This is a genomic window from Klebsiella sp. H-Nf2, assembly GCF_002806645.1.
In the GTDB taxonomy this organism is placed as follows: Bacteria; Pseudomonadota; Gammaproteobacteria; order Enterobacterales; family Enterobacteriaceae; genus Klebsiella; species Klebsiella variicola.
The window spans coordinates 191,396-205,493 of sequence record NZ_PIBL01000009.1 but is presented as its reverse complement, the minus strand read 5'-3'; the positions used below and the strand labels follow the sequence as shown (position 1 = coordinate 205,493).

Annotated in this window: 12 protein-coding genes; 6 read left to right on the top strand and 6 right to left on the bottom strand. The window is 57.7% G+C overall.

Annotation, left to right across the window (positions count from 1 at the left end; all coding sequences use genetic code 11):
- Positions 1 to 122 precede the first annotated feature (122 nt).
- The 6 genes from CWM58_RS20380 (at position 123) to folA (ending at position 6,792) form a co-directional block, all read left to right on the top strand.
- Positions 123 to 1,115, top strand: a complete 993-nt coding sequence (locus CWM58_RS20380) for a LacI family DNA-binding transcriptional regulator (RefSeq protein ID WP_012968956.1) — start codon at positions 123 to 125, stop codon at positions 1,113 to 1,115.
- Between the two features lie 210 nt (positions 1,116 to 1,325).
- A complete protein-coding gene (locus CWM58_RS20375; protein WP_100681641.1) occupies positions 1,326 to 2,276 on the top strand; it encodes a 2-hydroxyacid dehydrogenase in 951 nt (316 codons plus the stop codon).
- A 70-nt stretch (positions 2,277 to 2,346) separates the two neighbouring features.
- A complete protein-coding gene (locus CWM58_RS20370; protein ID WP_100681640.1) occupies positions 2,347 to 3,651 on the top strand; it encodes an MFS transporter in 1,305 nt (434 codons plus the stop codon).
- A 95-nt stretch (positions 3,652 to 3,746) separates the two neighbouring features.
- The gene (gene kefF / locus CWM58_RS20365) at positions 3,747 to 4,280 is read left to right on the top strand and encodes a glutathione-regulated potassium-efflux system oxidoreductase KefF (protein ID WP_008807478.1); all 534 of its coding nucleotides are present in this window, start codon (positions 3,747 to 3,749) and stop codon (positions 4,278 to 4,280) included.
- Positions 4,273 to 6,138: a glutathione-regulated potassium-efflux system protein KefC gene (gene kefC, locus CWM58_RS20360; RefSeq protein ID WP_061155797.1), complete on the top strand. Its 1,866-nt coding sequence runs from the start codon at positions 4,273 to 4,275 to the stop codon at positions 6,136 to 6,138. The genes kefF and kefC overlap by 8 nt, the downstream gene beginning before the upstream one ends.
- Positions 6,139 to 6,312: 174 nt before the next feature.
- Positions 6,313 to 6,792 carry a type 3 dihydrofolate reductase gene (gene folA, locus CWM58_RS20350; RefSeq protein ID WP_008807476.1) on the top strand — a complete coding sequence of 160 codons (480 nt, stop codon included), beginning with the start codon at positions 6,313 to 6,315 and terminating at the stop codon, positions 6,790 to 6,792.
- Positions 6,793 to 7,329: 537 nt separating this feature from the next.
- Here folA and apaH read toward each other — a convergent pair.
- The 6 genes from apaH to lptD are packed head-to-tail and all read right to left on the bottom strand — an operon-like array spanning position 7,330 to position 14,065.
- Entirely contained in the window at positions 7,330 to 8,178 is an 849-nt protein-coding gene (gene apaH, locus CWM58_RS20345) for a bis(5'-nucleosyl)-tetraphosphatase (symmetrical) ApaH (RefSeq protein WP_100681639.1), read from the bottom strand.
- A 4-nt stretch (positions 8,179 to 8,182) separates the two neighbouring features.
- On the bottom strand, positions 8,183 to 8,560 hold the full coding sequence (gene apaG / locus CWM58_RS20340; protein ID WP_004204274.1) for a Co2+/Mg2+ efflux protein ApaG: 378 nt from the start codon (positions 8,558 to 8,560) through the stop codon (positions 8,183 to 8,185).
- 2 nt (positions 8,561 to 8,562) lie between these two features.
- Positions 8,563 to 9,384 carry a 16S rRNA (adenine(1518)-N(6)/adenine(1519)-N(6))-dimethyltransferase RsmA gene (gene rsmA / locus CWM58_RS20335; protein ID WP_061155795.1) on the bottom strand — a complete coding sequence of 274 codons (822 nt, stop codon included), beginning with the start codon at positions 9,382 to 9,384 and terminating at the stop codon, positions 8,563 to 8,565.
- The gene (pdxA, locus tag CWM58_RS20330) at positions 9,381 to 10,370 is read right to left on the bottom strand and encodes a 4-hydroxythreonine-4-phosphate dehydrogenase PdxA (RefSeq protein WP_061155794.1); all 990 of its coding nucleotides are present in this window, start codon (positions 10,368 to 10,370) and stop codon (positions 9,381 to 9,383) included. The genes rsmA and pdxA overlap by 4 nt, the downstream gene beginning before the upstream one ends.
- Before the next feature lie 5 nt (positions 10,371 to 10,375).
- Complete coding sequence (gene surA / locus CWM58_RS20325; RefSeq protein WP_061155793.1) at positions 10,376 to 11,662, bottom strand: peptidylprolyl isomerase SurA; 1,287 nt, start codon at positions 11,660 to 11,662, stop codon at positions 10,376 to 10,378.
- A gap of 54 nt (positions 11,663 to 11,716) precedes the next feature.
- A complete protein-coding gene (lptD, locus tag CWM58_RS20320; RefSeq protein WP_100681638.1) occupies positions 11,717 to 14,065 on the bottom strand; it encodes an LPS assembly protein LptD in 2,349 nt (782 codons plus the stop codon).
- Between the last annotated feature and the right edge of the window lie 33 nt (positions 14,066 to 14,098).

Genomic DNA, 14,098 nt, shown 5'->3' with positions numbered 1-14,098 from the left:
AACGTGACGCTGCCGGTAAATCTCGCTGACTCAACGGGTTAACGGTTACGGGCGGGCATTCTCTTTTTACCCCCCGACAGGCATAATGGCCTGAAGCAGTCAGGTATTTGGCGGACACACAGATGAAAGCACAACGCATTACGCTCCATGATATTGCCGAGCTGGCTGGCGTAACCAAGATGACCGTTAGCCGCTATTTACGCACCCCGGAAAAGGTGAAACCGGAGACGGCGGAGCGCATTGCCAGCGTGATAGCGGAGATCGGCTATCAGCCCGACCCGGATAATCCGGCGATGACCAGCGTCGCCGTGCCGCGGATTGGCGTACTCATTCCCTCCTTTCATAATCAAATTTTTGCCGATCTGCTGGCCGGCATCGAATCTGTCGCCGCCGGGCATGGCTACCAGACGCTGGTGGTGAATTACGACTACGATCGCCAGCGTGAAGAGGAGCAGATTGCCGCCGTGCTGGCATTTAACGTGAAAGGGCTGCTGCTGACCGAGTCGGTGCACTCCCTGCGGGCGGACAAGTATCTGAATGCCGCGAAGATCCCGATCGCCGAAGTGATGGGGCTGGCGGAGAATCCAGGACGCATCAACGTCGGATTCGATAACTTCCAGGCCGGCTTCGATATGACCACCATGCTGCTGGCCAGCGGTAAACGACGGATCATCTACTTCGGCTCGATGTCCGACGTCCGCGACGAGCAGCGTTATCTGGGCTACTGTCGGGCGATGGAGAGTGCCGGGCTGGCGGTGGGGCGCATTGCGCCGAATAAAGTCTCGTCGGTTTCCATTGGCACCGGCATGATGACCCTGGCGCGGCAAATGTACGCCGATATGGACGGTATCCTGTGCACTAATGACGACCTGGCGGTGGGCGTGTTACAGGAGTGCCTGGCATCCGGTATCAGCGTGCCCCAGGAGCTGGCTATCGCGGGCTTTCATGGCCTGGAGATCGGTCAGATCGTCTCTCCCCGGCTGGCCAGCGTCCTGACGCCGCGCTTCGAGATGGGTAAGGTGGCGACAGAGATTTTAATAAAGAAAATCAAAGGACTGCCCACCATTGAAAAGGTGGATCTCCACTACCGCCTGTCGATGGGCGAAACGATTTAACGGCCACCAGCCAGCGCCTGTCGTGTGTTAGCAAAAGGTTAATGCGCGCGCAGTCCATCGCCTGTCTGGTCGCCGTTTTGTCTTCACGATCACGCGTCCGGTAACATGCATTTTTAACACGATTCAGCGTGATACAGATCGCAAAATCCCCCGGTAAAAACCCGTTTGATAGTGGCTACTGTCGTAACCAAACGTCAAACAGGTGATCTGATGAAGAGTGTTATTCCCCGCGCCGTCCTTTTAGTGGCCCCCGTAATTGAAACCCTGCAGCTGCAGCTGGCGGAGCATTTCCCGCTGCTGCGTCTCTACGAGCAGGACGATCCGATCGCCTTTCTGCGTGAACAAGGAGAGAACATTGCCGTCGTGGTCACTCGCGGCGACGTCGGCGTAGCAAACAGCGTCCTTGAGTTGCTGCCTCAGGCTGGGCTGATTGCCATCTTTGGCGTCGGTACCGATGCGGTGGATCTGGCGTATGCCCGTTCGCGGCAAATTGCCGTCACCATCACCTCCGGGGTGTTGACGAATGATGTTGCTGACCTGGCGATGGGGCTGCTGCTCGCCGGTTCCCGTCAGCTCTGTCAGGGCGATCGCTTTGTCCGCGAGGGACGCTGGCTGAGCGGCGGCATGCCGTTGGCGACTCAGGTGAGCGGGAAGCGTATCGGCCTGCTGGGCATGGGGAATATTGGCCAGGCGATCGCCCGCCGGGCGCGGGGTTTTGATATGCAGGTGCTGTATACCGACCGTAAAAAGATAGCGGGCCTCGATTATCAGTGGTGTGCCGACCTGCATACCCTGGCGCATGAGAGCGATTTTCTGGTGATTGCCGCATCCGGCGGCGAGGCGAACCGCGGCATCATCGACGCCTCGGTGTTTAACGTAATGCCGGCGCATGCCTGGCTTATCAATATTGCCCGCGGTTCGCTGGTGGATGAAAAGGCGTTGATCCACGCGTTACAAAACGGCGTTATCGCCGGGGCCGGGCTCGATGTGTTCGAGCAGGAACCCCAGGTCCCGGCGGCGCTGATCGCCCTCGATAACGTGGTGCTGCAGCCGCATGTCGCCAGTGCCACGCAGGAGACACGACAGAAAATGAGCGAAGTGGTTTTTGCTAACGTCGCCGCCTGGTTTGCCGGCTCAGTGCTGCCAAACGCTATCGATTAATTAGCTTTTTATTTCTGTACCCGCGCGATCTCAATCAAAACAATAACCTCTGCATAGAGAGTGCAAATATATGAACGAGAAAGTTCCCAGCACCCGTTGGCTGCGTATCATTGTGCCGGTGTTAATTGCCTGCATTATGTCATTTATGGACCGGGTTAATATTAGCTTTGCCCTGCCAGGCGGCATGGAGGCCGATTTAGGCATTACCAGCCAAATGGCCGGCGTGGCCAGCGGTATCTTTTTTATTGGTTATTTATTTTTGCAAATTCCCGGTGGGCGAATTGCGGTTAACGGCAGCGGTAAAAAATTTATAGCCTGGTCGCTGGTAGCCTGGGCTATCGTTTCCGTGGCGACAGGGTTTGTGACTCATCAATATCAACTGCTGGTGCTGCGATTTATTCTCGGGGTATCGGAAGGGGGAATGCTGCCGGTAGTGCTGACCATGGTCAGTAACTGGTTTCCGGAAAAAGAGCTGGGTCGCGCGAACGCGTTTGTGATGATGTTTGCCCCGCTCGGCGGCATGCTCACCGCGCCGGTCTCCGGCGCCATTATTGCGGCGCTAGACTGGCGCTGGCTGTTTATCATCGAAGGGCTGTTGTCGCTGGTGGTGCTGGTCGTGTGGTGGTTTATGATCAGCGACCGTCCGCAAGAGGCCCACTGGTTGCCCGCCCGCGAGCGTGACTATCTGGTGACCACCCTGGCCGCCGAGCGTGCGGCGAAGCAGGCCGAAGCCCCAGTCAGCAAGGCCCCGGTGAAGGATGTGTTTGGTAATGCCGGACTGATGAAGCTGGTGATCCTCAATTTTTTCTACCAGACCGGGGATTATGGCTACACGCTGTGGCTGCCGACCATTCTGAAGGGGTTAACCGGCGGCAACATGGCCAGCGTTGGCTTCCTGGCGGTGCTGCCGTTTGTCGCCACGCTGGCCGGGATCTATGTGATTTCGTTGTTCAGCGACCACAGCGGTAAGCGTCGTCTGTGGGTTCGCTTCTCGCTCTACAGTTTTGCGGCAGCGCTGGTGGCGTCGGTGGTGCTGCGCGACCATATGGTGGCGGCCTATATCGCGCTGGTGATCTGCGGCTTCTTTCTCAAATCGGCTACCAGTCCGTTCTGGTCGATGCCGGGGCGTATTGCTTCGCCGGAGGTGGCGGGCAGCGCACGCGGGGTGATCAATGGCCTGGGCAATCTCGGCGGATTCTGTGGCCCCTATCTGGTGGGCGTGATGATGTATCTCTACGGCCAGAATGTGGCGGTCTGCGCCCTGGCCGGTTCGTTGATTATCGCCGGCACAATGACCTTTCTGCTACCGAAGCAATGCGATCTGGTCGACAGCGATTCTGATGTGGCGATCAAGAATCAACCCCGAAATGCGTAACCCACTGCGACATAAATCACAGTTATCATTGTAAGCCGTTGGCTTAACTGTCTACACTCTTGCTGATTATGACAAGAGCAAACGCAGGCCAATCAATGATTCTGATAATTTATGCGCATCCTTATCCGCAGCATTCTCATGCGAATAAGCGAATGCTTGAACAGGCAGGGACGCTTGAAGGCGTAGAGATACGCTCCCTCTATCAACTCTATCCCGACTTTAATATCGATGTCGCCGCCGAGCAGGCGGCGCTGGCCCGTGCCGATCTGGTTATCTGGCAGCATCCCATGCAGTGGTATAGCGTGCCGCCGCTACTGAAGCTGTGGATGGATAAAGTGCTGGCGCACGGCTGGGCCTATGGTCACAACGGTATTGCCCTGCGCGGTAAATCGCTGATGTGGGCGGTGACCACCGGCGGCGGTGAAAGCCACTTTGACATCGGCTCATTCCCTGGTTTTCCGGTGCTGGCGCAGCCGTTGCAGGCAACCGCGCTTTACTGTGGGATGAAATGGCTGCCGCCGTTCGCCATGCACTGCACCTTTATCTGCGATGACGAAACGCTGCAGGCGCAGGCCCGCCACTATCGTCAACGCTTAATCGACTGGCAGGAGGCACACCAGAATGGATAGCCATACCCTGATACAAGCGCTGATTTACCTGGGCGCCGCGGCGCTGATTGTGCCCATCGCCGTCCGCCTGGGGCTGGGGTCGGTGCTGGGCTATCTGATCGCTGGCTGTATTATCGGCCCGTGGGGGCTGCGGCTGGTGACCGATGCCGAGTCGATTCTGCACTTTGCCGAGATCGGCGTGGTACTGATGCTGTTCGTGATTGGTCTGGAGCTGGATCCGCAGCGGCTGTGGAAGCTACGCGCCTCGGTGTTCGGTGGCGGCGCGCTGCAGATGGTGGCCTGCGGGGTATTGATTGGCCTGTTCTGTATGCTGCTGGGCCTGCGCTGGCAGGTGGCCGAGCTGATAGGCATGACCCTGGCGCTCTCTTCCACTGCCATTGCGATGCAAGCGATGAATGAGCGCAATCTGACGGTGTCGCAGATGGGGCGGAGCGCCTTCGCGGTGCTGCTGTTCCAGGATATCGCGGCGATCCCGTTGGTGGCGATGATCCCGCTGCTGGCGGCCAGCGGCGGCGCCACTTCGCTGGTGGCGTTTGCTATCTCCGCGCTGAAGGTGGCCGCGGCGCTGGCGCTGGTGGTGGCCCTGGGGCGCTATCTGACCCGTCCGCTGCTGCGCTTTGTCGCCCGTTCCGGCCTGCGCGAAGTGTTCAGCGCCGTGGCGCTGTTCCTGGTCTTCGGTTTTGGATTGCTGCTGGAGGAAGTCGGGCTGTCGATGGCGATGGGGGCGTTTCTCGCCGGGGTGCTGCTGGCCAGCTCCGAGTATCGCCATGCGCTGGAGAGCGATATCGAGCCGTTTAAAGGGCTGCTGCTGGGGCTGTTCTTTATTGGCGTCGGCATGTCGATTGATTTCGGCACTCTCGTGACCCATCCGCTGCGTATCGTTATTTTGCTGGTCGGTTTCCTGGCGATAAAAATGCTGATGCTGTGGCTTATCGCCAGGCCGCTGGGCGTGCCACGCGCCCAGCGCCGCTGGTTTGCGGTGCTGCTGGGGCAGGGAAGCGAGTTCGCGTTTGTGGTCTTTGGCGCCGCGCGGATGGCGGATGTGCTGGACGGTGAATGGGCAAAGGCGCTGACCCTGGCGGTAGCGCTGTCGATGGCGGCAACGCCAGTCCTGCTGGTCCTGCTGACTCGCCTGGAGAAATCGGCCAGCGGCCAGGCGCGCGATGCTGATGAGATTGATGAAGAGCAGCCGCGGGTGATTGTCGCCGGCTTTGGTCGCTACGGGCAAATAGCCGGTCGTGTGCTGCTCTCCAGCGGAGTGAAAATGGTGATCCTCGATCACGACCCGGACCATGTTGATACCCTGCGCAAATTTGATATGAAGGTTTTCTACGGTGATGCCACCCGGGTCGACCTGCTGGAGTCGGCCGGCGCTGAAAAGGCGGAAGTGCTGATCAATGCCATCGACGATCCGCACGTCAGCCTTGAGCTGGTGGAGAGGGTGAAAGAGCATTTTCCGCATCTGCAGATTATCTCCCGCGCCCGCGATGTCGATCATTACATCAAGCTGCGCCAGGCTGGCGTCGAGGCCCCGGAGCGTGAAACCTTTGAGGCGGCGCTGAAGTCCGGCCGGATGACGCTGGAGGCGCTGGGGCTCGGCGCGTATGAAGCCCGCGAGCGGGCCGATCTGTTCCGTCGTTTCAACCTGCAGATGGTTGAAGAGATGGTGGCGATGGCGGAAAACGACGCAGCGTCGCGGGTGGCGGTCTTCAAGCGGACCAGCGATATGCTCACCGGCATCATTAACGAAGATCGTCATCATCTGTCGCTGGTGCAGCGTCACGGCTGGCAGGGGACGGAAGAGGGCAGGCACACCGGGGATATTGCCGATGAGCCGGAAAATAAGCCCTCAGCCTGACGCTCGTCAGTAACATTTTGTTTTCCGTTTAGAACCGGTTCTGGCGGCCCACCGTGTGAACGTGGGCTTGCCAGCAAATCAGAAAATTTTCTTATTCTTTACCTTCCGGCCAGTCGACGAAGTAGTACGCTTTCCGTATAGTGGCGACAATTTTTTGCACTCGGGAATGAATGAATGATCAGTCTGATTGCGGCGTTAGCGGTAGATCGCGTCATTGGTATGGAAAACGCCATGCCATGGAACCTGCCTGCCGATCTCGCCTGGTTCAAACGCAACACGTTAAATAAGCCGGTGGTGATGGGACGTCTGACCTGGGAATCCATTGGGCGCCCGTTGCCGGGGCGTAAAAATATCGTGATCAGCAGCAAACCCGGCAGCGACGATCGCGTGCAGTGGGTCTCCTCAGTGGAGGAAGCGATTGCTGCCTGCGGTGATGTGGAAGAGATTATGGTGATTGGCGGCGGCCGCGTTTATGAGCAGTTCCTGCCGAAAGCGCATAAGCTCTATCTGACCCACATTGATGCGGAAGTGGAAGGCGATACCCATTTCCCGGATTACGATCCGGACGAGTGGGAGTCGGTGTTCAGCGAGTTTCATGACGCTGACGCGCAGAACTCCCACAGCTACTGCTTTGAGATCCTCGAACGCCGTTAAGCGGGAAGGATAGCAATGAAAAAACCCCGGTCGCGTCTGGCGTGACCGGGGTTTTCTTTTGCGTGAATTCCGCGACGATTGCGCACTCAGTATCTCGTCATATTTCCCGTCGCGGACTTCGTCTTTCGGGAGCGCTGCCCGGGCGACAAATCGCAAGGAAATGTAGGTCGGGTAAGGCGTTAGCCGCCACCCGACACAAAAGTGGCTTCGCGCCCGCTGTTGTTGCCCGGCGGCGCTGCGCTTGCGCGGGCCTACGGGACTGCGTCATGTTTCTGATCGCGGGCTTCGTCTTTCGGGAGCGCTGCCCGGGCGACAAATCGCAAGGAAATGTAGGTCGGGTAAGGCGTTAGCCGCCACCCGACACAAAAGTGGCTTCGCGTCCGCTGTTGTTGCCCGGCGGCGCTGCGCTTGCGCGGGCCTACGGGACTGCGTCATGTTTCTGATCGCGGGCTTCGTCTTTCGGGAGCGCTGCCCGGGCGACAAATCGCAAGGAAATGTAGCCCGGATAAGGCGCAACGCGCCGCCATCCGGGAAGACTCAGGACGCGACAGCTTCGCCTTCGTCGAGGCTTTTCTGGCGGTTCGACGGCTGGGTGAAGTACTGCTTATCTTCCCAGCGCAGGCAGGTGAGTTCACCGCCCCAGCAGCAGCCCGTATCCAGGGCGTAAATCCCCTCCGGCGTACCGCGTCCCTCCAGTGAAGCCCAGTGGCCAAAGGCAATGCTGTAGGCATTGCTGACCGGGCCAGGAATGGCAAACCACGGCTTCAGCGGCGCCGGGGCGTCCTCGGGCGCCTCTTTCGAATACATATCCAGCTGGCCGTTCGGGAAGCAGTAGCGCATGCGGGTAAAGGCATTAGAGATAAAGCGCAGGCGCGCCAGACCACTCAGCTCGTTGCTCCAGTGATTCGGCATATCGCCGTACATGGCATCGAGGAAGAAAGGGTAGGAGTCGCTGGAGAGCACCGCTTCTACATCGCGCGCGCACTGCTGGGCGGTCTCCAGATCCCACTGCGGCGTGATGCCCGCGTGGGCCATCACCAGCTTTTTCTCTTCATCCACCTGCAGCAGCGGCTGGCGACGCAGCCAGTTGAGCAACTCATCGGCATCCGGGGCTTCCAGCAAGGATTTCAGACGATCCTTCGGCTTGTTACGGCTGATACCGGCGAAGACGGCCAGCAGGTGGAGGTCATGGTTGCCCAGCACCAGTCGCACACAGTCGCCCAGAGATTTGACATAGCGCAGGACCTCCAGTGACCCCGGGCCACGGGCCACCAGATCGCCGGTCAGCCATAGCGTATCGCTGCTCGGGTCGAATTCAACCTGCGCTAATAATGCGATCAGTTCATCGTAGCAACCGTGAACGTCGCCAATAAGGTATGTTGACATTGTTTTAATGAATGAGCGTTGGAACTGCGAGACGGAACACAGGGATCTCGATACGGAACGGCGCGCCGTCGATATCGATCATCTCATAATGACCCTGCATGGTTCCCAGCGGCGTTTCGATGACCGCGCCGCTGGTATATTGATATTCACCGCCAGCGGGAATATGCGGTTGCTCGCCGACCACCCCTTCACCCTGCACTTCAGTCTCACGACCGTGGCCGTTAGTGATGAGCCAGTAGCGGCCAAGCAGCTGAACCTGACTCCGCCCCAGATTGCGAATGGTGACCGTATAAGCGAAGACGTAACGCTCTTCTTCCGGAGAAGACTGCGATTCGATATAGACGCTTTGCACCTGAACGCAAACACGAGGCGAATTAATCATGGTTAGCTCTCCTTCGAAGGCAGATTGTTGGATAACCAGTTGGCCATCTTACAGTACTGCTCTACAGAAATATTTTCCGCACGCACTGCCGGGTCGACGCCCAGCTCGGTCAGCACTTCAACGCTAAACAGATTGCCGAGACTATTGCGGATGGTCTTACGGCGCTGGTTGAAGGCTTCGGTGGTGATGCGGCTCAGTACCCGGATCTCTTTTACCGGATACGGCATGGTGCGGTGCGGCACCAGGCGAACCACCGCGGAGTCGACCTTAGGCGGCGGGGTAAACGCGCTCGGCGGCACTTCGAGTACCGGGATCACCTGGCAATAATATTGCGCCATCACGCTTAACCGACCATACGCCTTACTGTTCGGCCCGGCAACCAGACGATTGACCACTTCCTTCTGCAGCATAAAGTGCATATCGGCAATGGCATCAGTATAGCTGAACAGATGGAACATTAGCGGCGTCGAGATATTGTACGGCAGGTTGCCGAAGACGCGCAGCGGCTGGCCCATTTTCTCCGCCAGTTCGGCGAAGTTCATGGTCATCGCATCCTGCTGATAGATGGTCAGCTTCGGTCCGAGGAACGGGTGCGTCTGCAGGCGAGCTGCCAGATCGCGGTCCAGTTCGATAACGGTCAGTTGGTCAAGACGTTCGCCGACCGGCTCGGTCAGCGCGGCGAGACCCGGGCCGATTTCAACCATCGCCTGGCCTTTCTGTGGATTAATCGCCGAGACGATGCTGTCGATCACAAACTGATCGTTGAGGAAGTTCTGCCCGAAGCGTTTACGGGCCAAATGGCCCTGATGGACTCGATTATTCATTGGGTATTAACAATCATTTTGATGGCGAGATTAAGCGCCGTGATAAAACTGCCGACGTCCGCTTTTCCCTGACCCGCTAATTCCAGTGCGGTGCCGTGGTCGACGGAGGTACGAATAAAAGGTAAACCGAGCGTAATGTTCACGCCACGGCCAAAGCCCTGGTATTTTAGCACGGGCAGGCCCTGATCGTGGTACATCGCGAGTACCGCATCGGCATGATCAAGGTATTTGGGCTGAAAGAGGGTGTCTGCCGGCAGCGGACCGCTGAGGTTCATCCCCTTCGCGCGCATCTCTTCCAGCACCGGAATGATGGTGTCTATCTCTTCCGTGCCCATATGGCCGCCTTCGCCAGCGTGCGGGTTAAGCCCGCAAACCAGGACATGCGGCTGGGCAATGCCAAATTTCGTGCGCAGATCGTGATCGAGAATGGTGATGATCTCGCGCAGCAGCTCGGGCGTTATCGCTTCGCTGATGGCTTTCAACGGCAGATGGGTCGTCACCAGCGCCACCCGCAGCTCCTCGGTCGCCAGCATCATCACCACTTTGCTGGCCTTCGCGCGCTCTTCGAAGAACTCGGTATGACCGGTGAAGGCGATACCGGCGTCGTTGATGTTGCCTTTGTGCACCGGGCCGGTCACTAACGCCGCAAATTCGCCGCTAAGGCAGCCGTCGCAAGCGCGCGCCAGCGTTTCCACGACATAGGCGCCGTTTTGCACGCTCAGCACGCCGGGTTCCGCCTGAACGTTCAGCGGTACGTTAAGCAGCGTCAGCGTACCAGCGCGTTGCGGAACGGGCGGTTGCGCAGGATCGTATGGGAGGAGAGATAAAGGAAGACCGAGCCGCTGGGCTCGGTCAGTTAACAGGGCGCCGTCGGCGCAGATCACCAGCTCAACTGGCCAGTCGCGCTGGGCAAGCTGCACGACCAGGTCAGGGCCAATCCCGGCGGGTTCGCCGGGAGTGATGACAACTTTACGGATTTCAGGCATCGATATTAGTTGCTCAGAATTTTAACATACGCACTGGCGCGCTGTTCCTGCATCCAGGTTGCCGCTTCTTCAGAGAATTTGCGGTTCATCAGCATGCGGTATGCACGATCTTTCTGCGCGGCGTCGGTTCTGTCGACCTGACGGCTATCCAGCAGTTCGATCAGATGCCAGCCGAAGGAAGAGTGCACCGGTCCGCTGGTCTGCCCTTTGTTCAGACGCATCAGCGCATCGCGGAATGCCGGATCGAAGATGTCCGGCGTCGCCCAACCTAAATCACCGCCCTGGTTCGCCGAGCCCGGATCTTCAGAGAACGCTTTCGCCGCTTTGGCGAAGGTGGTTTTCCCGCTCTTAATGTCAGCCGCGATCTGTTCCAGCTTGGCCTGGGCCTGGGCATCGTTCATGATCGGCGACGGCTTAAGCAGAATATGACGGGCATGGACTTCGGTGACGGAGATGTTCTGAGTCCCGCCGCGCAGGTCGTTGACTTTCAAAATGTGGAAGCCGACGCCAGAGCGAATCGGGCCGACGATATCCCCTTTTTTGGCGGTGCTTAACGCCTGGGCGAAAATACCTGGCAGCTCCTGGATACGACCCCAGCCCATCTGGCCTCCCTTCAGCGCCTGTTGGTCAGCGGAGTAGGTGATGGCCAGTTTACCGAAGTTGGCGCCGTTACGCGCTTGCTCAACGATGGAATTCGCTTGCTCCTGGGCTGCGGCAACCTCATCCGCGGTCGGGTTTTCCGCCAGCGGGATCAGGATGTGGCTCAGGTTTAGCTCGGTGCTGGCATCGTTCTGGTCGCCAATCTGTTTTGCCAGCGCTTCGACTTCCTGCGGCAGCACGGTGATACGACGACGCACTTCATTGTTACGCACTTCCGAAATCAGCATCTCTTTGCGGATCTGGCTACGGTAGGTGTTGTAGTTGATGCCTTCATAGGCCAGACGGCTGCGCATCTGATCCATGGTCATATTGTTTTGTTTAGCGATGTTGGCGATGGCCTGATCGAGCTGGTCGTCAGAGACCTTCACGCCCATCTTCTGCCCCAACTGCAATACGATCTGGTCCATGATCAGTCTTTCGAGGATTTGATGGCGCAGGGTCGCGTCATCCGGCAGCTGTTGGCCAGCCTGACCCGCATTGAGCTTAACTGATTGCATCAAACCATCGACGTCGCTTTCCAGCACGACGCCATTATTGACGACGGCCGCTACTTTATCGACCACCTGAGGGGCAGCGAAACTGGTATTCGCGATCATGGCGATACCGAGAAGCAGCGTTTTCCAGTTCTTCATACTTTTTCCATTTCAATTAACCGCAAATGCGGACGATGTTGTAAACCAGCCGCATCACAGGGAGCTCTGGTACGGTAAAATGTTCGAACGCAGCATCTGCTGGGTGCCGAGGCCGTAGTTAGAGCTCAGACCGCGCAATTCAATATTGATTCCGAAGGTGTTGTCGTATTTGCTCTCGCCGCCGTTGTTGTTGCTATCCCAGCCGTTGACTTTACGTTCGTAGCCAAGACGGATGGCGTAGCAGCAGGAGTTATACTGAACACCCAACATCTGGTTTGCTGCTTTCCGGGTATTGGTATCGAAGTAGTATGCCCCGACCACGGACCAGCGATCGACGATCGGCCAGCTGGCGGTCATCCCCACTTGCGAAATACCCTGTTTATATTGTGCCGCCGTGGAATATGACGGCAGTGTAGCCTGAATATATTCCGGGCTGGCGTAACGATAGTTAAGCTGGACTAAGCGGTTTTCATCACGACGGTATTCAATGGTGCCGTTACCGGTGGCGACGTTATCCAGACGGGTGTCGTACTGGATCCCCCCGCGTAAGCCCCAGTCATCGGCGATGCGCCAGTAGGTATCGCCGGCCCATACCAGTGAACCCGTGGTGTCATTATTTTCCCAGTTGATGTTGTCATCACCGGTGCGTGACTCGGTGAAATAGTAGATTTGACCAACGGAAATATTAAAACGTTCCACGGCGGCGGCATCATACACGCGAGAGGTGATGCCGGTGGTGACCTGGTTGGCTGACGCGATGCGGTCCAGACCGCTATAGGTACGGTCGCGGAACAGGCCGGTGTAGTCCGACTGCAATAGCGTGGAGTCGTAGCTGCCGATTTCACTCTGATCGCGGTACGGCACGTACAGATACTGCATGCGCGGTTCCAGCGTTTGGGTGAATCCCTCCTGCAGGTCACGTTCAAAGACCATTTTACCGTCGATTTTAAACTGCGGCATTACGCGGCTGACAGACTCTTTGTAGTCAGTGCCGTTGGCGGCGTTGTACTTATCGAGGTTGCTCTGCTGGTAGTGGGTCGCCAGCAGCTTGGCTTCAGTATTCAGACTGCCCCAGGCGTTGGACAGCGGCAGGTTGATCGTCGGTTCGAGGTGAACGCGGGTCGCTTCCGGCATGTTGTTATTCGAGTTAACAAAATGGGCGACCTGACCGTACAGATGGGTATCGAACGGTCCGACATCGTTCTGGTAGTAGTTGATGTCGAGCTGCGGCTCAGCCGAGTAGGAGTTGCTCGATTCCCGGTCAAAGACCTGGAACTGCTTGGTCGATACCGTCGCGTCAAAGTTCTGGTTGACGTAACCGGCGCTGAATTTCTGCGTCGCATAGCCATCGGTACTGGAACCATATTTCGAGCTGAAATCGCTGAAATAGTCTGGATCGCTCACCTTGGTGTAGTCGGCGTTCAGACGCCACACCTGATCGATAACCCCGGAGTGGTTCCAGTAGAACAGCCAGCGGCGGCTGTTGCTGTCTTTGGAGTGGTCGTCTTCGTAGACTTTATCCGATGGCAGGTAGTCGAATTCGGTTAAGCCGCTGCCGAGCTGGGTCAGATAGCGGAATTCGTTTTCCCACATCACGCCGCCGCGTTTGTTCATATAGTGCGGGGTGATGGTGGCATCGAAGTTCGGCGCAATGTTCCAGTAGTACGGCAGGGAGAATTCCACACCGTTTTTGGTACTGTATTTGGCGTTCGGGATCAGGAAACCGGAACGACGTTTGTCGCCCACCGGCAACTGCAGGTAAGGGCTGTAGAAAATCGGTACTGAGCCCAGCTTAAAGCGGGCGTTCCAGATCTCGGCAACCTGCTCTTCACGGTCGTGGATGACTTCGCTGCCCACGACGCTCCAGGTGTCGGAGCCCGGCAAACAGGAGGTAAAGCTGCCGTTTTCCAGAATGGTATAGCGGTTTTCGCCGCGCTGTTTCATCAGATCGGCGGTGCCACGCCCCTGGCGTCCGACCATTTGGTAATCGCCCTGCCAGACGTTGGTGTCTTTGGTGTTCAGGTTTGACCAGGCTTTAGGCCCTTTGAGGATCACCTGATTATCGTCGTAATGGACGTTGCCCAGCGCATCCACCGTTCGCACCGGTTGCGCCTGGCCTGCTGCCTGCTGCTGATGCAGCTGAACTTCGTCGGCACGGAGGCGGCTGTTCCCTTGATTAATGTCGACGTTACCGGTGAAGACGGCATTATCAGGGTAGTTGCCCTTCGCATGATCGGCATTAATCGTCACCGGCAACTCGCCAGGTCTCCCTTCCACGAGCGGACGATCAAAGCTTGGCACGCCAAGCATACATTGCGTTGCGAGATCGGCAGCGAGGCCTTGTTGGCTATACAAGGCGCTGGCAATCATCGTAGCCAGGAGGCTGGGAATACGTTTTTTCATACGTTGTATTTATTGTTCCATCATCTTGTGGCA